Origin of the sequence: Pararhodobacter zhoushanensis (assembly GCF_025949695.1) — a bacterium.
GTDB lineage: Bacteria > Pseudomonadota > Alphaproteobacteria > Rhodobacterales > Rhodobacteraceae > Pararhodobacter > Pararhodobacter zhoushanensis_A.
Genome location: NZ_JAPDFL010000001.1, coordinates 2,566,973 through 2,588,447, shown reverse-complemented (window position 1 = coordinate 2,588,447; position 21,475 = coordinate 2,566,973). Strand labels below are relative to the sequence as shown.

Here is a 21,475-nt window from a genome sequence, read left to right as displayed (position 1 = left end):
CAAGCGACGGCGGTGGCAGAGGCCGCGCAGCTCAAACCGGCCGTGCCTCGGTCACATACCGCTCGAAGAAATCCGAGAACGTCACCAGCCGCATCGGCAGCTTGTCATAGGGCGGGTAGTAAAGCGTCAACCACAGCTGTGGCGGTTGCCAGTCGTGCAACACCTGCACCAGCGCGCCGCTTTTCAGCGGCTCGTCGATGATGAACTGCGGCAGCAGGGCGATCCCCTCACCGTTGACCGCCAGCTTGGCGATCAGGTCGCCGTTGTTGGACGACAGCACATCCCCCGCCACCACCCGCCGCCGCTTGGGGCCGTTGGTCAGATCCCACGTCTCGGGGCCAGCCTCGGCGTCATAGGACAGCAGGCAATGGCCGCTCAGATCATCGACGCTTTCGGGTGTGCCGAACCGGGACAGATACTGCGGTGAGGCGACAAAACAGCGGCGGATCTCGGTGATCTTGCGCCAAATGGTCAGCTTGTCCTTGGGTTGGGTCGAGATGCGGATCGCCAGATCGACATTTTCCGACACGATGTCGATGTGTCGGTCAGTCAACGTCAACGCCAGCGAGACCTGCGGGAACAGCGTGCGGAACTGCGAGATCACATCGGGCAGTACCCGCTCGCCCATCGACATCGGCGCGTTGATGCGGATCAGCCCGGCGGCCTGTCCGTGGCCTTCGTGCAACTCGGCGGCAGCTTCGGCCAACCCTGTGATCAACGGTGCCACCCGCGCGGCATACGCCGCTCCGGCTGAGGTGAGCGAGACCTGCCGCGTGGTGCGCAAGAGCAGTTGCACGCCGAGTTTCTCCTCCAGCGCGCTGACCGCGCGGGTGACGGCGGGCGGGGTCATCGCCAGATGGCGAGCCGCAGAGACAAAGCTGCGGTGCTCGGCCACGGCCAGGAAGATCTCGATGGTGTTCTGAAGGCTCATGGCGCGATTATTGCGAAAAATGGAATGGACAAGTCAACTTTATTCCCATTCTCAGCGAAGCCTTTTGTCCCCATCTTGGTCCCATAACCATCACGGCCTCCGATGGCCGAAAGGAGATACGATCATGTCCCTGCCGATCAATGGCCTGCACCACGTCACCTCGATTGCCTCGAACGCTCAGCAAAACAACGACTTCTTCACCAAGACGCTGGGCCTGCGCCGCGTCAAGAAAACGGTGAACTTTGACAGCCCGGAAACCTATCACCTGTACTACGGCGACGAAAAAGGCACGCCCGGTTCGGTGATGACCTACTTCCCGTTCCGAGGCATCGGCAAAGCGGTGCTGGGCACCGGCGAAGTGGGCGAGACGCATTTCTCGGTGCCCAAGGGCGCGCTGGGCTACTGGCAGGAACGGCTGGGCGCGCAAGGCGTCAGCAATCTGTCCCAGAGCACCCCCTTTGGCGAAAAACGCCTCAGCTTCACCGGCCCCGATGGCGACATCTTTGCCCTGATCGAAACCGACAATGACACGCGCGAGGGCTGGACCGGCGCGGGTGTAAGCAACGCCGAAGCCCTGCGCGGCTTTCAGGGCGTCAGCCTGCGGCTGCGCGATGGCGATGCGACAGCGGAACTGCTGCGCTTCATGGGCTATGACAAGCGTGAAAGCGACGGCAGCGTCACGCGCTACGGCCTCAGCGGTGGGAATGGCGCGGATGTTGTCGATATCGACGTGCAGCCCGGTCTGGCCCGTGGCCAGCAAGGCGCAGGGTCGGTGCACCATCTGGCCTTTTCGGTCAAGGATCGCGCGGCGCAGCTTGAGGTGCGCAAGGCGCTGATGGACACCGGCTATCAGGTCACCCCGGTCATCGACCGCGACTATTTCTGGGCGATCTATTTCCGCACCCCCGGCGGCGTGCTGTTCGAGGTGGCCACCGCCGAGCCGGGCTTTGACCGGGATGAGGATCTGGCCAATCTGGGCACCGCGCTGAAACTGCCGACGCAACACGAAGCGTTGCGGGCGCGGATCGAAGACTTCCTGCCGCCGATCACCGACTGAGCGCACCACAGCGTCGGGCCATCCCCGGCCCGACGCCATCCGCTGACTGGAGACCCGTCATGAGCCTGTCCACCTATCACGCCCTGATCACGCCCCCCGCCAAAGGCGCGCCGCTGGTTTTTGCCTTTCACGGCACCGGCGGTGATGAGCACCAGTTTGCCGGGCTGGTCCGGCAGATCCTGCCGGACGCGGGTCTTGTCGCGCCGCGCGGGGATGTGTCCGAACACGGCGCGAACCGTTTCTTCAAGCGGACCGGCGAAGGCGTCTATGACAGGGCCGACCTCGCGCAACGCACCGCGCAGATGGCCGCGTTCATTGCGGCGCACCGGGCCGAGCATCCCGATGCGCCGGTCTACGCCCTGGGCTATTCGAACGGCGCGAATATTCTGGCGGCGGTGTCCTTCGAGCACCCCGACCTCTTCGACCGGATCGCCCTTTTGCATCCGCTGATCCCCTGGACCCCGGCGGATCAACCGGGTCTTGCCGGTCGCCGCGTGCTGATCACCGGCGGCCGCCGCGATCCGATCTGCCCGCTGCCACTGACCGAGGCGCTCGCCGCTTACTACGAGCGGCAAGATGCCGACCTGACGGTGGTGCTGCAGGATGGCGGGCATGAGGTCCGGCCAGAGGAGTTCACCGCCGTCGCGGCCCTTTTGCAACGCGAGGACTGAGATGAGCATCCTGATCCACGACCGCATGAACCGGGGCCGCACGCAGAGGGGCTGGCTGGACAGTTTCCACAGCTTTTCGTTCGGCGGGTTTCGCGATCCGATGCGCATGGGCTTTGGCGCGCTGCGCGTGATCAATGAGGACTGGATCATCCCGGGCGCGGGTTTTGGTCGTCATGACCATGCCGAGATGGACATCCTGACCATCGTGCTCAGCGGCGGGCTGCGGCATGAGGACAGTCTGGGCAACGCGGCGGTGATCACACCGGGCGAGGTGCAGTTGATGCAGGCAGGCAGTGGCATCGCGCATTCCGAAAAGAACGCCTCGGACACGCAGACCGTGCATCTGCTGCAGATCTGGCTGATCCCCGACCGCACCGGCGACGCGCCGCGCTATCAGAGCGCGGCGCTGCCGCAGGGCGATGGCAGTTGGCAGGTTCTGGCCAGCGGGGTTGAGGGTGCAGCCCCGCTGCATCTGTGGTCGGACACGCGGGTGTCGATTGTCTCGGCGCAGGCCGGGGCGGTGACGACATTTCCAGACGGGAAAAACCGCCAGTTCTTTGTGCAAATGGTCGCGGGATCAGCCCTGATGCAGGGCGAGAAACTGGTCGAGGGCGATGGCCTTCAGGTCACGCGGGACACCCTGCCCGCGCTGGAATGGCAAAGCGACGGGCAGGCGCTGCTGTTCGATCTGGCGCTGTAGGTGCGCCGCTGACGCTTTGGCGCTGGACTGACAAACGCTCAGCGGCGGAACGTGCCCAAGCCGAAGGCATCAAGATGCTCGATGCGCATCTCTTGCGCCTGCTCATCGGTGAACGCGGCGAAACCCACCTCGGAAACAGACCCGTCCGGGGCATTTTCGCTGTAGGGCAAATAGGTGAAGGCATCGCCATCCCACGGCGTCAGCACCTCGACCTGACGGTTCGGACCCAGGATCAGCGCCAGGCCGCCGTCTTGCTCGACCACCTCTGCCGGCCCGAAATAGGCGTTCTGATAGGTGCCCAGATAGGCCGCAGTCGCACGCGGCGGCGCGGCAGTCTCTGGTCGCTCAACCTCGGCCAGATGCCCGACCGGTGCCATCAGAGCCGAGATCATCGGGCGATACGCCGCGAACCAGTCGCGCGTCGAATGGCCGAACTGGACCTCGTCCATGAAGGTTGCGCTGATCGCCTCGGCCGCGCCCAGCGGCGACGCGTTGGTCAGCACCACAATGCCCACGCCCAGCGACGGGATCATCGACACCGTCGTCCCCGCCCCCAGCGCGAAAGCGCCCGAGTGGCTGAGCATCACCCGGCCCGAGGGCTGCACGCCGACATTGAAGCCATAGCCATAGGTTCCGCCGCGCGCGTCCATCGTCCCCGGCGGTGACGCGATCGCCTGTGGGGACACAGCGGGCAGCAACGCGTCGGCGGCGATAAGCGGTGCGCCGCCTTCAAGGATCAGGGCCATCCAGCGCGCGACATCGTTGACGCTGGAGCTGACGCCCCCGGCGGGCGATTGCGCGTCGGGCTGGCGCAGATCGGCGACGCTATAGCCGCCCTCAACCGGCACATGGCTTGAGGCGCGGTTGGCGCGGGCCATGAACTCGGCATTCAGCGAACTGGTTGCGGTCATGCCCAGCGGCCCATAGAGCGCGTTCCGCGACAGGCTGGCCCAGTCGGTGCCTGCCGCGACGGCGACCCCTTCCGCAGCGGCGGTCATGCCGAAGTTGGTGTAGGCATAGGTCGCGCGGAACGGTGCCAGCGGCAGCAGGGCCAGCCGCTCGAGAACCTGACGGCGCGCATAGCCGAGATCCTCAAGATCGTCGCCCGCATGGTCCGGCAAGCCCGAGCGATGCGCATACAGATCGCCGATGGTGAGGTGCCGCGTCACCCAGTCATCGGAAAGCGCGAACCACGGCAGCAGATCGACCAGCGGCGTGTCCCAGCCAACCACCCCGGCACTGACCTGTGTGGCAACCACAGTCGCGCCGATCGGTTTCGACAGCGAGGCGAGCAGAAAGACAGTGTCGGCATCAACGGGCAGAGCCGCATCGACCCGCCGCAGCCCGAAGCCGCGCGCATAGACCGTCGCACCATCGCGCACCACGGCAACCGCCAGTCCCGGGATCCCGCTGCGTTCAAGGATATCTGCGGCCAGGGCGTCCAGATTGGCAACCGCGTGATCAATCTGCGCCGCTGTCACCGGCACCGCGGAATACTGCGCGGGCGACCCCGTGGCCTGCGGCGGGGTTTGCGCCTGCAGCGGCAGGCTCATCGCCACCAGAACGGCTGCTGACACTGCCAGGGGACGCGACCGCCCCGGTTTGGAATGATGCAACATCGAGCTTCCTCAGTCAGCGGTCAGGGTGGCGCGTTCAGCGCATTGGTGGCGGGTTCCGGGGCTGAGCAACGCGCCGATCCGCCGGACGGTCTGATCGGCCCAGTTCGGCATTGCCGCGCTCCAGTCCTCGAACGAGGCCTCGGTATGGGTGACCACCACGGCGATGGTGATCCGGCCCTGCGGCGCATGCTCGTCAGGCAATGTGCCGACCGAGGCCGCATAACCGCCAAAGGACGGCGTCTGGAACACCCAGTCGCCCTGCAACATCGCGCCCAGCCCGTAGCTGAAGCTTTCGGTCATCTGGTGACAGGTCGGGCAGCCGGGCAACGGCGACCCAAAGCCGATGAGCAACGGTTCGATCATCTGTCGGCGCGACGCCGGCGTCAGGAACCCGTCATGGCCGACGATCCCGTCAAAACTGCGCGCCATGTCCGAAATGGTGGTGACCTGAATGGCGCCGCTGGGCAGGGTCCATGACGGGTTCCAGAAGGTCGCATCCTCCCACACGCCGCGTTCTGCGGTGAACCCGTGCAGGACCGGTGCGGGGATCTGGGCGGTGTCAAAACCGGCGGTCCCGGTCAGCGCGAGCGGGATCAGCACATAGCGCGCCATCACCTCGTGCAAGGGCTGGCCGGTTGCGGCTTCAAGCACCTGCCCCAGAATGACATAGTCTGTGTGCGAGTAGTCCCAGTTTGTCCCGGGCGCGAAGAGGCGTGGCGTGGACAGGCTGACATCAATCAACGCTTGCGGGCTCCACGCCGCGAAAGGATCGGCAAGGAAAGGCGCCACGAAAGCCGCTTCATTCGCGACATGGTCGGGATAGCCTGCGGTCATGTTCGCCAGCATCCGCAGGGTGACGGTGTCGCTGTCGGGCAGCTCAGGCAACCAGCGCGCGATCGGTGCATCCAGATCGACCACGCCATCTTCGGCGAGCCGCAGCGCCAGCGCCGCGACATAGGCCAGCGCCACCGCCCCGTTGCGAAACCGGACCTCGGGGGTCACGGGCACACCGGTCATCGCCTGCCCCAATGCCAGCGTGACCTGCACCTCACCGCCGATACGGACCTGAAGGATCAGCGCGTTCAACGCGTGTTGATCCATCTGCTCCTGCGCGATGGCGTGGATCGCTGCCAGATCCCCGTCAGGACGGGCTTGGGCGCTGGCGCTACCCGCTCCCAGCATCAGGGCAACGCAGGACGCCGCCAGGGACTGTCTCATCCGATCACCGCTTTTCTGTGTTGCCGGCTCAGGGGCAACTCGCGCTAAAGTGTACCCACCTCAAATCGGTGCGTCTAGCTTTCCGCCGTTCTTTCGTGAATGAGCAACAATACCACGTTAAATCCCGACGATGACGCTCAACCTGTTCTAACTGCAGAAAACAGGCATATTTTGGCGATAAAAAACCAGGGTAACTTATTTGCATTTCAAGAACGGAAATGCAAAACAGGAACCGCGACCACCGTCGTTTGTTAACGCCGAAGCCCATAGATTCTTCTATACAGGCGCCGGCCAGTAAGACAACTTTGCCGCGAGTTTTTGTGGTTCCGTTCCCCCTGCATCCGGTTGGCAAACCGATGTTACCATTTAGGCTTGAAGGCGACACAGATCGTGACAGCACCCTTACGGATTCATGCGGCCATCATCAGCTGGGATGGCCTTGGCGCCCAAGCAGCGGGTATCGCCGACGCCCTCGACGGCGTGGTCGACAAGCTTTCGGTGATCTATTCAAACGCCAGCAACCGGCGTGAAACCGGTGCGGGCGATTGGCACCGTGTGTCGCATGACTGGTATTTCGGTCTCAAGTTCGAGCAGTCCATCATTCTGAACCCCGCCGAGCACGCCTTGCTGGTGATCCATGCGGATGCGGCCTATCACGACTGGCCCGCGCTGGTCGCCCGCCTGCGACTGGCACTTGAGACCAGCGAAGACCTTGGCCTGTGGGCGCCCGATCTGGACAACACCCCCTGGCCGAGCACGCTGGTCGGCGAAGACAGCGTTGGGGACAGCGGTTTGCTGGCGGTCGAACAGACCGACGGTGTGGTGCTGGCACTGACACCCCCTGTCCTGGCACGGCTGCACGACCTCGATTTCCACGAGAACAAATTCGGCTGGGGCATCGATTGGGCCGCGATCTCGTATTGCCGCACGCAGGGGTTGAGCGTTCTGCGCGACACCACAGTGAAGATCGAGCACGCGCCGGGTCGCGGTTATGACGACGAGCTTGCCGAGTATGGCGCGGATCTGTTCATCGCCCAGCTGACCGACGACGAGCGGCTTTGGCTGACCGAGGCACGCGCGCGGCTCACCCGACGCCGCGAGGATGCCGCGCAAAGCACCGATGAGGCTGACAGCGACCGGACCCTGTCGGACGAACCCCGCCTGCGCCCGAGGGTCTTTTTCGACACGCCCCCCGCCGGGTCGCGGCATCTGTCCAACCCCGTCGAGATCAGCGGCTTTGCCTTGATGGACGGTCGGGTCTATGTCTGCTCGAACAGCGATCTTGACGGTAAGGCCGTTCATATCGACGCCAATGGCGTGGCCTATGAGCTGGAACGCCCGTCCTCTGTTGCGCTGCGCGACCTGCCACCGGTGAACTTTCCGATCCAGGCAGATCCCAACGGCTGGCCAACGCAAAAGGATGGGCTGGACGAATGGCAGGTCGATGGATGGACCACCTATCGCATTGGCGCCAGCGGCATCGCCGACAACCGGCGCATTCCGCTGACCGGCACGCTGCGGCTGACGGCCCCCGGCGAGGCGTTCCGCTTTGACGCCAAGTTGGCGCTGCATCGCGGCGCCGGTCATCTGGGGCTGGTGATTGCCGATGCGCAGGGCAAGACGACGCGGCAGCTGAAGATCCCCTATGACGCACGGTTCGAGGGCGGCTCGCAGCCCGCCGGTTATCAGAGTGTCAGCATTGATTTCCCGGCCGAGCGCGGCGAAACGCAGATTTCACTGTATCTGGAAAGAGAGCCTTTCGTTGACCACGTTGGCGACGGCACGGTGTTTTTCATCGCCGAACCCCGGGTGTCGGTCGTCGGAAGCGTGGGATCCAGACTGCATCCCTACGTGTATTTCCTGAACGATGTGGCGCACCCGATCTGGCATGTCAGTGCCCTGCCCCTGTCGGCACGCGACGCGGGCTCGGCCGTTTCGCTGATCATCGACGCGCAGAAATTCGAGCTGATCGCCCCCTCGCCCATCCATGTGAAACTCACCGCCGACTGGGGCCATGTGCTTGAGTTCTCAAGCAACACGCCCTTCCGCAGCGCGATTTACATTGACGGCACCTTTGCGCTTTGCACCGACCTTGCGCCGGGCGACAACAGTGTGCGCATTCCCAGCCAATTCCTGAACGGCACCCACCGCAAGATCGAGCTTCGCGACGAGATGGGCGTGCAGACGCTGTGGCACAGCTGGTTCCTTGCCCCCAAACAACTGACCACGGTCGACCACCTGCGCCGCGAAAGCCGCGCACCCTACCAGCCGGACCTGTTTGTGCAAAGCCCGCAGCGCTTCAGGGCCCTGCGGGCGCATTGCGACGCCGGTGCATCGGGCAAGGTGCTGCAGCAGCTGACACAGGCGATTGATGCGCTGGAAGCAGGCTATGCCGCGCTCAAGATCAAGCCCCTTGCCTTTCCCAAGGTAAGCCATCCTGACGTTTCGGTGGTGATCCCGGCGCATAACAAGGTCAAGGTGACCTATGCCTGTCTGTGTGCGCTGCTGCTGGCGCATAACAAGGCGTCGTTTGAAGTGATCGTGGTCGATGATGGGTCGACCGATGAAACGGCGCAACTGGAGAGCATCGTTTCGGGCATCACGGTCATCCACAACGCCGCGCCCAAACGCTTTATCGGCGCGTGCAACGCCGGGGTCGCTGTGGCCAAGGGCAGGTATGTCGTCTTGCTGAACAACGACACCGAGCCGACGATCGGCTGGCTGGATGAACTGATCGACGCGTTCGCACGGTTCAGCAATGTCGGGCTTGTCGGCTCCAAGCTGCTTTACCCGGACGGACGCCTGCAAGAAGCGGGCGGGATCATCTGGGGCACGGGCGATCCGTGGAACTATGGCCGTCTGCAGAACCCGGCCGATCCGCGCTTCAGCTATGCGCGTCAGGCGGACTATCTGTCGGGCGCTTCGATGATGACGACCAAGACCATCTGGGATGAGGTCGGCGGTCTGAGCAGCTACCTTGAACCGATGTATTTCGAGGACACGGATTTCGCCTTCAAGGTCCGCGATGCGGGCTACACCACATGGTATGTCCCGGCCTCCGAGGTCTATCATTACGAAGGCATGTCCAGCGGCACCGATGTCTCGACCGGCTTCAAGCGATATCAGGAAGTGAACCGACCCAAGTTCAAGCAACGCTGGGCCCGCGCCTGCGCCGGGTTCAGCCCGGTCGGCACCGCGCCCGATCTTGAGAAGGATCGCGGCATTGTCGGGCGCGTGCTGTTCATCGACTATACCACACCATCGCCGGACCGCGATGCGGGCAGCTATGCGGCGTTGCAGGAAATCCGGCTGATGCAGTCCTTGGGCTACAAGGTCACCTTCATGCCCGAGAACCTTGCGTATATGGGCCGCTACACCACCGATCTGGAAAAGTCCGGCGTCGAGGTGATCACCGCCCCTTTCCATGCGACACCGCAAAGCTTTCTTGAGCAGCGCGCGCATGAATTCGATCTGGTCTATATCACCCGCTACCATGTGGTGAACACGATGATCAAAATCATCCGCGAGCGTGCGCCCAAGGCCAAGGTGATCATGAATGGTGCTGACCTGCACTACCTGCGGCTGTTGCGCCGGGGGCTGTCGGCGAACAACGAAAGCCACATTCAGGAAGCGCGCAGCGTGCGGATCGACGAGTTCAACGCGATGGGCAGTGTGGATCTGGTCGTCTCGTATAATGACACCGAGATGTCGATCATTCAGGCCATGTCCGAAGGCTCGATCAAGCTGAGCAAATGCCCTTGGGTGCTGGACGTCCCCGACACCACGCCGGGGCGCGAGGGGCGCGCAGGCGTTTCCTTCCTGGGCAGTTTTGCGCATCATCCCAACGTCGAAGGGCTGACCTGGTTTGCACAGTCAGTCATGAGCCTGCTGTCGACCAAACGGCCCGATATCGTGCTGTCGGTCTATGGCTCGCGGATGGGCGATGACATGCGCAAGCTGGAGTCGCCCACGATCCGGCCCATCGGTTATATCGAAACGGTCGAGGACGCCTACGACAGCCACCGCGTCTTTGTCGCGCCCTTGCTGTCGGGGGCCGGCATCAAGGGAAAAGTCCTGAACGCGCTGGCGGCGGGCATTCCCACCGTGCTCTCGCCCGTCGCGGCCGAAGGGATCGGGCTGCGCGATGGCGAAGATTGCCTGATCGCCGAGACGCCGCAGGAATGGGTCGCAAAGATCACGCAGCTGACCGACGATGACGTCTTGTGGGAGAAGATCCGCAAGAACGGGATTGATCTGGCACGGCGCAATTTCTCGTTCGAGCGCGGCCGCCGCCAGATGCGCGCTGCGCTCGAGGCGGTCGATATGTACCGCTCGCTGGATTAACGGCCGGATCGCCTTGCGCGGGCCCGCCGTCAGTCACTTGATGGCGGGCCTGCGCGGCGCGGCGAACGGGATGCTCTGCGTGGCGCTGTCCGCCAGGCGTGGACACTGACCAGAGTGACGCCAAACGCCCTGGTCACCTCATCCCGGGGCCCCATAGAACCGTGACCGGTTCTTCAGGTTCTCGGCCCCTCCCCCCTGTACCAGCAGCTTTTGGCCCACGCACCAGCCCGACACAGCCAGAATGCGCTCGACCGCATGCGCAAGCGTGCCGTCGAGCTGGCCTGCTTCGCGTTCGAAATCCTCGACCCGCAGACCCAGTGACATCAGGGGCGCCAGTGCCGACACGCGGGCCAGCAGCATCGTGCCCGCCACGAAATGCCCCTGCAACCGGCAGCTGTCCAGCCGCAACCCGAGCCGCTGAAGCAACCGGCCGACCTGCGCGTCATTGGGGCCGATGAAATCCCCGACCGGCAGCACATGGCCGGAAGGCCCGACAAAGCCGATATCGGGCGTGGTCACCAACGCGGTGATCGCCGCCTCAAGACTGTCGGGACTGGTGAGCGCGTCGAACAGATGGTTGGCCCAATGATCGCCATCCAGTCGGTGGGAGGATTTCTTGGTGTGAAGCTTGAGCACAAACAGATGCCCATCCTCGACGATCCGGGGCAGAACCGTCAGGAACGGGGCGACATCGCGCCCGCGGTTTTCGACGACAGACAGCGCATAAGGCAATCCGGTTGCGTCAAGACGCGCGCGTACCGTGTCTTCCAGCGCGGCAGAGGTGGTGACATACAGCGCCATCGGCCAGTCAGTTCGCGCCAGACGCAGCAGGATCGCTTCCGAGACATCAAGGTAAAAGATATGCAGGGCGACGGCCAGCGTGGGCCGGGTCGGTGCACCACTCGCTGCGTCACCGGACTGCGCGGTGACCTGAAAAAAGCGCCGGTCTGACGGCAGGCTGTGACGGTCAGCATCGACCAGCATTGCGCTGGCGGCCAGACCGCTGCCCAAAAAAGGCGCGAGCGGAGGGAAGCCGGCAATCCGACCTTGCCACAGAAAATGCGCGAAGGGCTGCAAGGGCAACGGTCCGGTGAGCGCCGCGTCTTCGGCCCAGACATGGGTGTTGAAGCTGGCCGAGGGCCAATCCCCGCGCGCATCGCCGAGCGAGGCATAGTGCAAGATCGCGTCCCAGTCGCTGCCGACACAATCGCCGTATTGGCGGCGCAGGAATTGCGGGTCGATCCAAGCCGCACTGCACGCATCTAGCTGCCGGTCGCACAACTGGGCCAAGGCGCGCCGGGGATGGACCGACAGCCACGGGCTGAGGGCCACGACACCGTCGCCGATCAGCGCGAACAACCCGGCGGCAGTGCGCATTTCACGCGCAAGGTCAGGGCGTAGCGCCAGCGCGAAATCGAGGCGGACCAGTGGATGCGGCCATTTGCGCGCCAACGGACCCGCCGTCAGAAAATCCTCCAGCTGCTCCAGGGCTCCGGTCACGCCGTAGAGCCGCGCGTAATGCTCGGGCTCGATCAGCGGAAACAACAGTGCCCGCCGGTCTGGCGGCACGTGCACGAAAAGGTCGATGAACTCGTCGACATAATAAATCGGCGCGCCGACAGCGCGGTGCGCTGCCACCAGCCCGCTGGCAAGCCACGCTTCAACAGCCGCTCGGTGCGGTTTCGCCAGTTGGGTCACGATGCCCCGTCAGGCCCGGGGGTGTCATTGACCGGTGCCGCGCGGACCGGGTCTTCCTTGGCAGCGCGCAGGATGCGACGCCAGTCGTGTACAGCCTCCGACACCGCCGGATTTGGCAAGCGCCACTCCCTGCGTCCGACGGCAAGGTAATGCGCCAAGCCGTCCTCATAGCCGCCCTCCCGAATCGCAGCGCGGACATCGGGATAGGTGCTCAGATACCAGTCTTCGTCAAAGTTGCGCGGTGTCGCCGAAAGACCCGCCAGAAATCCGGTCGCGGCAAAATGTTCGGATGCCGACGCCAAGCCATCCCAGTCCGCGCCCGTGCTCAGGCCATGCTCTTTGCGATAGGCGCGCGCATCCAGCGCGAACCCTTCTGCGATCCGACTGAGGAGGAAGCGCAAGAACGCACCGTCAACGACAACACGGTCGATGGTTTGCAGGCTTTCGTTTTCGCCCAGACCAAGCCGTTCTTCAATTTGCGAAATATCGGGTAGAAAATCAGTCATGGCACACAGGATAGAGGTCAAGCAGAACGACGCCAAGCGACCTCGTGTCCGGGAACCCCGGGCTCAAGGGGCGCGAGGCGCGCAGGGAAATCGGCAACGGGCCGGATGAGGCGCGCGGCGGTAGCGGGATGCTCAGGGTCAGAACCTGCGACGACAGACGCTCAAAAGTGAACTCGGTCAGGAACTCGGTGCCCGAGCGCACGACAATATCCTGCCGAAGCGCGAAATCCGGCGACACGGCCGGCCGGTATGCTCTGAGATGCAAACGCGTGTGGCTGGCGGGAACCTCGGGGAACACAAGACAGAGATAGGGTGTTGTCCAACTATCCGTGTACCATTCGCCCCGCACCGTTTCGGCACGTGGCGGAGGGCCTTGGACAGATGTTGCCACGGTAATCCGTTGATTTACAGTCATGAACGCCACATCAAACACGCACCTGCGCAAAACGTCTGCGTGTCCGCAACACGCCAAAAGCACCGCAAGCCGACATCACGCAAGTGCCAGAGCCATCACGCGCGCCAGCTCAAGCCAATAGCCGGCGCGCAGGTCCTCACGGTGGATACGATCGGACCAATCGGGGAACGGCAACGCAAGCGGCTCGTGGCCATCGTGACGAAGGTCCGCATTCATCAACTCATTGCTGGCGGTAAATTTTTTGGTCAGTGCGACAATTTCCGCCCGTGTCAGCAAGGTCGTGGCGCGTCCTGCACCGAAATGCTGATCCAGAGCTTTCTGCGCCAGATCGATGACCGACTGCGGGATATTTGGCACATCCGACACCTGCCGGGCAACATAGGTTGCCAAGGGATCGGGCGACCGGTTCGAGTTCAATCCCTCCAGCCTGTCAAGCTGAGCGGCGCGAACCGGGCGCCCGGTCAACGCCAGAATCGCGTCCAGAACTCCGGTCGGCGTGACCGATACAGCGTCATAGCTCAGCGGTCGCATCGCTTGTGTGCCGAAACTACGCTTCAACGCGGCGTGAGTTGCGCGATTATGATAGAATGCTCCCCGAAAATCGGCGTTACGGAGCGCTACGGCGACTGTATCAATGATGGGGTGGCCTGCGCGCTTTTTTATCACTTCCAGATAGGAAGCCTGCACGAAGGACACCTGATTTCGGTAAAAACACACAACCACAACGTCGTCAAAACGCCGTGCCACCTGTGCAATCTGTGCAACAAGATCTTCCTCGGCATTGGCAGCAACAGAGAGCAACTCGCTGCTGATGATGACCGAAGCGTCGGTTCCGGCATACTGGTCCGCCATCGCCTCCCACAGGGACAGACGCCCGTTCGGGGGAAGATAGGCAGGGGCCAGCTCGGTCAATCGTCCGACCATGGCGTGATGTTCGACGCCGTAATACGGGTCCGGATACACCACCCCCAACCCGGCCAGTTGCGCCCGATTGTCGTACAGAACGCGCTGAACCGACGATGTTCCGGTCTTGTGGGTCCCCACGTGGAGGATCAGACGAGACATGGCAGACTTTCCATTGCGATCAGGGCTGTGGCTGATAAACCGTGATATAAAACAGGTGTCAACGTTGATGCCGGTGCTCCGCGCACGATACCTGCAAGCTTTGGGGAATACCTGTGGCAGCGACGAAAGAATCGGCAGCGAAAATACTGGCTGATAGCCCTTTTTTCGACGAAGCGTTTTATTTGTCGACTTATCCGGATGTGCGCGCAGCCGGTTTGGACCCCATTGAACATTACCTCGACACAGGATGGCAGGAGAACCGCGACCCCTCAGCGGAATTTTCAACTGAAGGGTATTTCAGCGCCAATCCTGATGTTGCCACCGCACAGATAAATCCCCTGGTCCACTATGTCCGGTACGGACAGGCCGAGGGACGAAAACTGCGTCCTGACCCGCAGCCAAAGCCAAAGAAAGGCGGCGGTGTCAGCAAACTTCAACAGGATATGGCCCTTATCCGCGAACAGTTTGACGCAGAGTTTTACCTGCGGGCGAACCCGGATGTCGCCGCGTCGGGTATGGATCCACTGCTGCATTATTGTCAGCACGGCTGGATCGAAGCGCGCGATCCCAGTCCGCGTTTCTCCGCCACCGCCTATTTCCGTCGCCACCCGGATCTGGCAAACACGCGCGTCAACCCGCTCGTCCATTTCGTTACTGCGGGCGGCAACCTCGCGGTCGAGACAGTTTTGCCGCGCACCCGCCATACCGCCAACCGTGCGCCCGGACCCGCCGAGAACGTCCTTGCAACCGGCCTGCATCCGAACCAGTTGGGAGCCCTGATCAGCCCCTATTTCGACGCCGAACATTACCGCGCGCAATTGTCCGATGACGCCAATGTCTACGACCTGCTTGATCACTTTGTCACCGATGGTGAAGCCGCTGGACTGGACCCTCACCCGGGGTTTTCAACCCGCTTCTACCGTGCATCGAACCCGGACGTCAGCGAGGCCGTCTTGAACACGTTCGCCCATTTCATTTTGCTCGGGCATCAGGAAGGCCGCCTGCCGCACCCGAAACTTTCGACGCTCGATCCCGCTACCGGCTTCTTTGACACACAACCCCATCCTGCGACCAAGCGTAAACCCCTTGCGGAGCAGCTCAAACCCAATTCCGAAGCAGAAATTTCGCGGTTGTCCAGCATCAACCAAAATCAGGGATTGTTCATGAAGCATGGTTTAACGCGACACGAAATCGGCGACATCATGACCCAGCCCATGGACGTGGTTTTGTCAACGATCCGCGAAAAAACCCACGCTGCGCCCACCGTTCAGGCAACAAAGGGCATGTTGCAAGCTGACATGCCGCTCTTTCACCGCTTGCTCCCAGAGATCGCGCCGAAGGCAGACGTATCGCCGCAACACGCCGCTTTCTGCCAGACCCTGACAAGCGAGATGTTTCAGCTATGGTACGCCTTGCGGATCGGCGATTTGCCCGACCCGGTCTTTGGGCAGCATGTCGACGTGCAGGGGCTGGATCTTGTGCGCGATGCCCTGGACAGCGGCGCGCGGATCGTCATGGTCAATGCCCACGTGGGACATGCCTGGTCCATCGTCCAGACATTGCTGCGGGCCTCGCTCCGCGTCTTGACTGTCGCTGTCACGCGCGGCTTTCCCAATCTCGTGCTTCTGAAGCACCCCGACCTGGAGATTGCAGCTCTCGCGGATGGACTTGCCGCCGGTGTGACCATTCAGGCAGCGCGGTTTCTCAAGAAACCCGGGATCGTCAATATCCTGCCGGATGCCCAGACAAACTCTGGCCCGAAGCGTCGCTTTCTGACCCGCGAATGCATGATTTCAGACGGGTTTGCCCATCTGGCCTATACCCATGCAGACACCCTGATCACGGCCTACAGCAGCGTGGATGAGAGCGGCAAACTGATCATCCGCTTTGGCAAGGAACTGGGCGACATCCCCAAAGAGCTTGATCGCAAAGAGGCTGTCTCAACGATGGTTCAGCGCTATACCACCTATCTTGAAGACTGGTGGCGCCGGGAACCAGAGATGATCCAACTGGGCAACCTGATCCCGTTCTCAAACGCTCCGCGCCACACAGCGCCACACGGAATGGTCTGACCATGGATTTCGGCCAGACACCCGCACAGAGCGACGCCGTGGCACATGCGCGCGCACAGGCGCTGGCCTTCGATGCCGCGCTGCGCCCGGCCGAACAGGCCTTCTGGCAAGCGGCGGGGGCCAACGGTTGGTTGGGATACTGCCTGCCCACAACGGCAGGCGGCGCGGGGTTCGACGCGCTCACCACGGTTCTGGCGGTCGAGGCATTGGGGCGCGCGGGTGTGTCACGCTCGGCCCTTTTCGCGATGGGTGCGCATCTGTTCGGCTGTGCGATGGTCATGGCCAATCACGCCAGTGCGGTGGACCAGCAGCACTGGTTGCCCCGGCTTGCACGGGGCAACGCGGTCGGGGCACTGGCCCTGACCGAGCCCGAGGGCGGCTCGGACCTTGCCGATCTGGATTGCACGATCACCGAGGATGGCGAGGCGCTGATCCTGAACGGCGTCAAGACGCTGGTCTCGAACGCGCCGCTGGCCGATCTCTTCATCGTCAGCGCCCGGCAGGACGGCGCGCGCTCGGCCCTCAACAATGCCGCGCTCTGCGTGCCACGCGACACGCCCGGGGTATCGGTAGCGCCGGCGACCGGGTCTCTGGGTCTGCGTGACGCGCCGATGGGGCGTGTCACCTTCGACGCCGTGCGCCTTCCCGCGACCGCGTATCTGGCGGGAAAAGGGCGCGCCCTGCCCGTCATCCTGTCGGCGATGCAATGGGAGCGCAGCTGCATTCTGGCCGGGTTTCTGGGCGCCGCCGACCGCGATCTGGTCGCGGTCACCGGCCATCTGGCAGCCCGACGTGATTCAAAGGGCAGCGTTCTGGGGCATCAGGCAGTTCTGCACAGCCTCGCCGAGGTTCGCGCGTCGCTGGAAAGCGCGCGATGGACGCTCTACCGCAGCGCCTGGGCGCTTGATCAGGGGGAAGATCCGATCTTCCACCCGGCGGCGAGCAAGCTGGTGGTCAGCCGTGCCATCGTCTCGGCTGCGCGCACATTGCAAGAGGTGATGGCCGGGGCCGGTTGGCTGGACACGCTGGGGATCGCCTCGGGTCTGGCCGATGTCATGGGCACGCTCAGCGCCTCGGGCTCGACTTTTGTGCAGCTCAACGCCATCGGCGCGAGGCTGGCGCGCAAATGAGCCCGGACGAGACCTGCATCGGGCAGTATCTGCTGCGTCACCCTGATCCCGACACCACAGCGCTCAGCTGGACAGGCGGACAAATCGACCAGAGCGCCTTGCATGACAGGGTTACCGGGCTGGCCAGCTGGCTGTTTGACGCCGGGCTGAGGCACGGCGACCGGGTCGCGGTACTGCTGCCCAAAGGCCCGACCGCAGCCACCGCGCTGCTGGCCTGTCTGGCCGCCGGTGTCATCGCTGTCCCGTGTGACTTTCACGCCCCGGCGGCACGGACCACCGACCTGCTAAGCGAGGTAACACCCGGCCTTGTGATCACCACCGACGAGCGCCGCGCCGATCTGCCCCGGACCTTGCGCCTGATCGCCGTCACGCCGGACGATCCCGCCACCCTGCCCCACAGCCCCCGCCCCCTCGGGCGCTTTGACCGGCCCGTCGACACGGCGGCGCTTATCCTGCCGACATCGGGATCGACCGGCACGCCCAAGGGCGTCGTGCTGTCGTATCGCAACGTGACGACCTTCCTGCACTGGGCGGTTGCGCATTTCGCCCTGACCCGCGCCGACCGGTTTCTCAGCATCGCGCCGTTTCACTTTGACCTCTCGACACTTGATCTGCTGGGAAGCCAGATGATCGGCGCGTCGGTGCATTTGCTCGGTGAGGTCGAAACCCGCTTTCCCGGCGCCATCGCCAAAGCCCTGCAGGAAAGGCGGATCACGATTGCCTATACCGTGCCCACCGTCCTGACCATGATGACCACGTTAAAGGCCTTCAGCGGTGGCGTCGGCGCGGATCTGCGCTGGCTGCTTTCGGCCGGCGAGGTCTTGCCCACCGCGCTGGTGACCAGCCTGAAATCAGCCCTGCCCGACACAAGGATCGCCAATCTCTACGGCCCGACAGAAACCAATGTCATCAGTTGCCACATCGCCGGACCCGTTGATCCAAGCCTGCCGACAACACCGATCGGCCTGCCCTGTGCGCACAGCCGGATCACCATCCGCGATCCTGACGGCGTCGCCCTTCCAGTCGGCGCCGAGGGCGAGATCTGTGTTCACGGACCCAGTGTCATGCTGGGCTACTGGAACCGGCCTCGGGCGACCCAAGACGCACGCGTTGCAGGCAAAGGTGACAGCTATCGCACCGGGGATTTCGGGCGCTTTACCCCCGATGGCAGCCTGACATTTCTGGGGCGACGCGACCATCAGGTGAAGATCCGCGGCCACCGTCTGGAACTGGCCGAGGTCGAGTCGCAAGCCCTCGCCACCGGACTGCTGCAAGCCGCCTGCGCCGTGCTGATCGAAACCGATCCACAGCGTCCCAAGCTTGTGCTCTGCGCGATAGCCTGTGATGACACCATCAACCCAAATGCGATAAAAGCCAGTCTGGCGACGCATTTGCCGCGACACGCGCTGCCGGATACCGTTTTTTTTGTGCCTAGCTTTCCGTTCACCTCTTCCGGCAAGATAGACCGCAATGCGCTACGCCAACGTGCCACAGACCACCTTGAACGGGATTAAGAAATATCTATGCCTGCTGCGAACCGAGACTATCTTGCCGCTTGGCTGGCGGCCGAAACGGATCTTTCAACAACCGACTTGACCGACACATCAGAACTGCTGGTAAGCGGCGTTCTGGATCTCGCTCAAGATCATGGATCTGACGATGGCGGTTGAGTCCGATCTGGGGATCACCATCCCGCTTGAAGACGTGATCGGCGAGAATTTTGCAACCGTCGGCAGCATTGTCCAGATGCTCGACCGCCTTCGGGCCGGATGATGCGATGACCAGTGCTATCCCCCCAAGAACGGTGGCCATCGTAGGGGCCGGTCCGGGCGGCACAACGCTTGCCGTTCGGCTGCGCCGCTTGGGCTACCGCGTGGTGCTGGTCGAGAAAGCGGCGTTTCCGCGCGAACACATCGGTGAATCGCTGACCGGCGAATGCGCGATCGTGCTGCGCGACATGGGCTTTGGCGACGCGATGGACGCCGCAGGGTTTCCCGTCAAACGCGCAGTCACCGTCCATGGCCCCAACAAACTCAACCGCTTTCGCGTTCCCGTGCAGCGGCTGGGTGAGGATGGTGTGATCATCCCCGGCCAAACATGGCAGGTCAGACGCCCCGAGTTCGACAGCCTGTTGCTGAACGGCGCTCTTGCCGAGGGCGCAGAACTGATCCGGGCCGAGGCCCGGGGTGTCCTGCGCCGTGATGGCCGGATCAGTGGCCTGCGCCTGCGGGACGAAACCGGCAAAGACAGCGATCTGGCAGCGGATTTCGTCGCCGATGCGTCGGGCTTGCAGACGTTCCTCAGCCGTTCGGGCGTGTGCGGTGCGCGACACAGGGGCGGGTACGAAAAGCAGGTCGCGTTTTACGGCCAGTTTGAAGGGGCCCGCCGAGATCTCGCGCCCGACGATGGGGCCACCCATATCTTCTATGCCGCGCGGCACCTGTGGGCTTGGTTCATCCCGATCAGCAGCACGGTCACCAGCATCGGCGTCGTGACGCCGGGCGCGCTGTTCAAAGCATCGGGCCAGTCGGTGCAGGAATATTTGACGGCGCAGCTCGCGTCCCTGCACCCCGAGCTTTCCGAGCGCCTGAGGGACGCGCAGCCGGTATCCGAAACATGGTCAACGTCGAATTACTCGTATCACATCGACGATTTCGCCGGTGACGGATACCTGTGCATTGGCGACGCGCATCAATTCACCGATCCCATCTTCTCATTTGGCGTTTCCAATTCCGTTCAGGAGGCATCTTTGGCCGCGGACGCCATCGACGGTTATCTGACCGCCCCGAGCGTCGACAGGATGAACCCTATTCACACCTACGCTGATAGTGTTTCGCGCGCGCAAGCGCGCGTCAAAACGCTGATTGATACGTTCTGGGAATTCCCGCTCGCCTTTCTTAAACTCGCGCATTACGACCGTCAGGCCGATATCGCCGAGCTGTTGTCAGGCCGGCTTTACAGCCAAAGCGCCGAAACGAATGAAGCCGGGGTCATCATGCGCGATCTGCTCGCCAAAAGGCGACGTGCAGAGGCCACGCCGGGCTGACCCGCCAACCGGATCAGGCGGCGATCATCTCTTTCGCGGCCCGAAGCAGCGTGAAATCATCGGCATTGGCCGAATTCAGTTGGCTACGCAGCGCGGGGCTGATCGCGTTCTTCTCTTTCGAAGTGACGTTCTTATGCGCACTAACCCCCTGAAATTGAGGGTACAGGCCCTGCAACCGCGCATTGATCCGCGCAAGGGACGTATCAAAGTCTTCCACGATCCCCACCACCCCGGTCTGGTTCAGCAGCGCCAGCGCCTTGGTCGCGCGTTCGACTTCACCTTCGGGTCCGGGGAAAAAGGCCGCCAGTCGGGCCGCCTGAAAATTGCGGCATTGCCGGTCACCAAGGCGCGCCAGACGGGCATCGACATAGCCGCCAAGATCATGCGTGCGCGCAAGCTCGGCACCCCAGGTTTCGGCCTGTTGCACCCGCTCAAACGCATAGGCCGATTCAATGCGCGCGATCGGGTCGCGCAGAAACAGGATCGGGATGATCTGCACGCCAGGGATCTGTGGCAGCGGACCCGCGGCCGTGTGGGATGAGAAAACGACAGCCTCTGGCGTCTCTTCTATCCATGTCTTTACCAGGCTTGTGTTATTGCCGTCCATTGCCGGAAACTCACGCGTCACCCAACGCTCACCGAAATTCGCCTGAAAGATGCTGTCGACCGACGTGCCTGCATTCTTGAAGAGGTGGTAATGTAGGATGACTGTGCGCAAACGAGGGTCCTTCAGTGAACGTGAAAACAAGCGTTAGGCAACGTAGCAAGGCAAAGAGGCAAGTGCCAGCGACTTTTCCGGGCAAATGCTGAAAATTCGGAAGGATCTGGCGAGCGCGGAACGGGAATCGCGTTGCCTTTCCCAACCTAAACGCGACTTTCCCTCATGCGACTTCAAAAACTTTTATTTAAATCGATCAAAATTCTCGCTAAAAGAGAGACACCTCTGCTAGCAGGCATCCTCGCGGGCATTGATACCCGATCAGGCGGCAAGAATGTTTCTGCG

At 62.9% G+C, this 21,475-nt stretch carries 17 protein-coding genes; 9 read left to right on the top strand and 8 right to left on the bottom strand.

The window, feature by feature from the left end; translation table 11 throughout:
* Positions 1 to 31 precede the first annotated feature (31 nt).
* The gene (locus OKW52_RS12965; protein WP_264506089.1) at positions 32 to 931 is read right to left on the bottom strand and encodes a LysR family transcriptional regulator; all 900 of its coding nucleotides are present in this window, start codon (positions 929 to 931) and stop codon (positions 32 to 34) included.
* A gap of 124 nt (positions 932 to 1,055) precedes the next feature.
* Here OKW52_RS12965 and OKW52_RS12960 point away from each other — a divergent pair, with 124 nt between their 5' ends.
* The 3 genes from OKW52_RS12960 to OKW52_RS12950 are packed head-to-tail and all read left to right on the top strand — an operon-like array spanning position 1,056 to position 3,359.
* Positions 1,056 to 1,988 carry a VOC family protein gene (locus OKW52_RS12960; RefSeq protein ID WP_264506088.1) on the top strand — a complete coding sequence of 311 codons (933 nt, stop codon included), beginning with the start codon at positions 1,056 to 1,058 and terminating at the stop codon, positions 1,986 to 1,988.
* A 59-nt stretch (positions 1,989 to 2,047) separates the two neighbouring features.
* Positions 2,048 to 2,659 carry an alpha/beta hydrolase gene (locus OKW52_RS12955; protein ID WP_264506087.1) on the top strand — a complete coding sequence of 204 codons (612 nt, stop codon included), beginning with the start codon at positions 2,048 to 2,050 and terminating at the stop codon, positions 2,657 to 2,659.
* 1 nt (position 2,660) lies between these two features.
* On the top strand, positions 2,661 to 3,359 hold the full coding sequence (locus tag OKW52_RS12950; RefSeq protein WP_264506086.1) for a pirin family protein: 699 nt from the start codon (positions 2,661 to 2,663) through the stop codon (positions 3,357 to 3,359).
* A 38-nt stretch (positions 3,360 to 3,397) separates the two neighbouring features.
* Here OKW52_RS12950 and OKW52_RS12945 read toward each other — a convergent pair whose 3' ends face one another.
* Together OKW52_RS12945 and OKW52_RS12940 are read right to left on the bottom strand one after the other, a co-directional pair.
* Complete coding sequence (locus OKW52_RS12945) at positions 3,398 to 4,978, bottom strand: serine hydrolase (RefSeq protein ID WP_264506085.1); 1,581 nt, start codon at positions 4,976 to 4,978, stop codon at positions 3,398 to 3,400.
* Positions 4,979 to 4,987: 9 nt separating this feature from the next.
* Positions 4,988 to 6,196, bottom strand: coding sequence for a serine hydrolase domain-containing protein (locus OKW52_RS12940; protein WP_264506084.1), 1,209 nt, complete (start codon positions 6,194 to 6,196; stop codon positions 4,988 to 4,990).
* A 390-nt stretch (positions 6,197 to 6,586) separates the two neighbouring features.
* Between OKW52_RS12940 and OKW52_RS12935 the strand changes: the two genes are divergently transcribed.
* Entirely contained in the window at positions 6,587 to 10,540 is a 3,954-nt protein-coding gene (locus OKW52_RS12935) for a glycosyltransferase (RefSeq protein ID WP_264506083.1), read from the top strand.
* A gap of 138 nt (positions 10,541 to 10,678) precedes the next feature.
* On the opposite strand, the gene OKW52_RS12930 is transcribed toward OKW52_RS12935, so the two are convergent.
* The 4 genes from OKW52_RS12930 to OKW52_RS12915 all read right to left on the bottom strand — a co-directional run bounded on the left by OKW52_RS12930 (position 10,679) and on the right by OKW52_RS12915 (position 14,224).
* Positions 10,679 to 12,238, bottom strand: coding sequence for a rhamnan synthesis F family protein (locus tag OKW52_RS12930; RefSeq protein WP_264506082.1), 1,560 nt, complete (start codon positions 12,236 to 12,238; stop codon positions 10,679 to 10,681).
* Complete coding sequence (locus OKW52_RS12925) at positions 12,235 to 12,744, bottom strand: hypothetical protein (protein ID WP_264506081.1); 510 nt, start codon at positions 12,742 to 12,744, stop codon at positions 12,235 to 12,237. Before OKW52_RS12925 ends, OKW52_RS12930 begins: the two co-directional genes overlap by 4 nt.
* On the bottom strand, positions 12,737 to 12,982 hold the full coding sequence (locus OKW52_RS12920) for a hypothetical protein (RefSeq protein WP_264506080.1): 246 nt from the start codon (positions 12,980 to 12,982) through the stop codon (positions 12,737 to 12,739). Before OKW52_RS12920 ends, OKW52_RS12925 begins: the two co-directional genes overlap by 8 nt.
* 252 nt (positions 12,983 to 13,234) lie before the next feature.
* On the bottom strand, positions 13,235 to 14,224 hold the full coding sequence (locus tag OKW52_RS12915; RefSeq protein ID WP_264506079.1) for a hypothetical protein: 990 nt from the start codon (positions 14,222 to 14,224) through the stop codon (positions 13,235 to 13,237).
* Between the two features lie 113 nt (positions 14,225 to 14,337).
* On the opposite strand from OKW52_RS12915, the gene OKW52_RS12910 reads away from it, so the two are divergent.
* From OKW52_RS12910 to OKW52_RS12890, 5 genes are all read left to right on the top strand, one after another.
* On the top strand, positions 14,338 to 16,296 hold the full coding sequence (locus tag OKW52_RS12910) for a lysophospholipid acyltransferase family protein (protein ID WP_264506078.1): 1,959 nt from the start codon (positions 14,338 to 14,340) through the stop codon (positions 16,294 to 16,296).
* 2 nt (positions 16,297 to 16,298) lie between these two features.
* Positions 16,299 to 17,426, top strand: a complete 1,128-nt coding sequence (locus OKW52_RS12905; RefSeq protein ID WP_264506077.1) for an acyl-CoA dehydrogenase family protein — start codon at positions 16,299 to 16,301, stop codon at positions 17,424 to 17,426.
* Positions 17,423 to 18,940 carry an amino acid adenylation domain-containing protein gene (locus OKW52_RS12900; protein WP_264506076.1) on the top strand — a complete coding sequence of 506 codons (1,518 nt, stop codon included), beginning with the start codon at positions 17,423 to 17,425 and terminating at the stop codon, positions 18,938 to 18,940. Before OKW52_RS12905 ends, OKW52_RS12900 begins: the two co-directional genes overlap by 4 nt.
* Before the next feature lie 133 nt (positions 18,941 to 19,073).
* Complete coding sequence (locus OKW52_RS12895; protein WP_264506075.1) at positions 19,074 to 19,199, top strand: acyl carrier protein; 126 nt, start codon at positions 19,074 to 19,076, stop codon at positions 19,197 to 19,199.
* A gap of 4 nt (positions 19,200 to 19,203) precedes the next feature.
* Complete coding sequence (locus OKW52_RS12890) at positions 19,204 to 20,472, top strand: NAD(P)/FAD-dependent oxidoreductase (RefSeq protein WP_264506074.1); 1,269 nt, start codon at positions 19,204 to 19,206, stop codon at positions 20,470 to 20,472.
* A 13-nt stretch (positions 20,473 to 20,485) separates the two neighbouring features.
* Here the strand turns inward: OKW52_RS12890 and OKW52_RS12885 are convergent, their stop codons facing one another.
* Positions 20,486 to 21,190 (bottom strand): hypothetical protein, encoded by a 705-nt coding sequence (locus OKW52_RS12885; protein ID WP_264506073.1) that lies wholly within the window; start codon positions 21,188 to 21,190, stop codon positions 20,486 to 20,488.
* Positions 21,191 to 21,475 lie beyond the last annotated feature (285 nt).

What these genes read in the sequence shown, in the direction of transcription:
- OKW52_RS12965 (WP_264506089.1), bottom strand. Translation starts at nt 931, where the DNA reads ATGAGCCTTCAGAACACCATCGAGATCTTCCTGGCCGTGGCCGAGCAC.
- OKW52_RS12960 (WP_264506088.1), top strand. Translation starts at nt 1,056, where the DNA reads ATGTCCCTGCCGATCAATGGCCTGCACCACGTCACCTCGATTGCCTCG.
- OKW52_RS12955 (WP_264506087.1), top strand. Translation starts at nt 2,048, where the DNA reads ATGAGCCTGTCCACCTATCACGCCCTGATCACGCCCCCCGCCAAAGGC.
- OKW52_RS12950 (WP_264506086.1), top strand. Translation starts at nt 2,661, where the DNA reads ATGAGCATCCTGATCCACGACCGCATGAACCGGGGCCGCACGCAGAGG.
- OKW52_RS12945 (WP_264506085.1), bottom strand. Translation starts at nt 4,978, where the DNA reads ATGTTGCATCATTCCAAACCGGGGCGGTCGCGTCCCCTGGCAGTGTCA.
- OKW52_RS12940 (WP_264506084.1), bottom strand. Translation starts at nt 6,196, where the DNA reads ATGAGACAGTCCCTGGCGGCGTCCTGCGTTGCCCTGATGCTGGGAGCG.
- OKW52_RS12925 (WP_264506081.1), bottom strand. Translation starts at nt 12,744, where the DNA reads ATGACTGATTTTCTACCCGATATTTCGCAAATTGAAGAACGGCTTGGT.
- OKW52_RS12915 (WP_264506079.1), bottom strand. Translation starts at nt 14,224, where the DNA reads ATGTCTCGTCTGATCCTCCACGTGGGGACCCACAAGACCGGAACATCG.
- OKW52_RS12905 (WP_264506077.1), top strand. Translation starts at nt 16,299, where the DNA reads ATGGATTTCGGCCAGACACCCGCACAGAGCGACGCCGTGGCACATGCG.
- OKW52_RS12900 (WP_264506076.1), top strand. Translation starts at nt 17,423, where the DNA reads ATGAGCCCGGACGAGACCTGCATCGGGCAGTATCTGCTGCGTCACCCT.
- OKW52_RS12895 (WP_264506075.1), top strand. Translation starts at nt 19,074, where the DNA reads ATGGATCTGACGATGGCGGTTGAGTCCGATCTGGGGATCACCATCCCG.
- OKW52_RS12890 (WP_264506074.1), top strand. Translation starts at nt 19,204, where the DNA reads ATGACCAGTGCTATCCCCCCAAGAACGGTGGCCATCGTAGGGGCCGGT.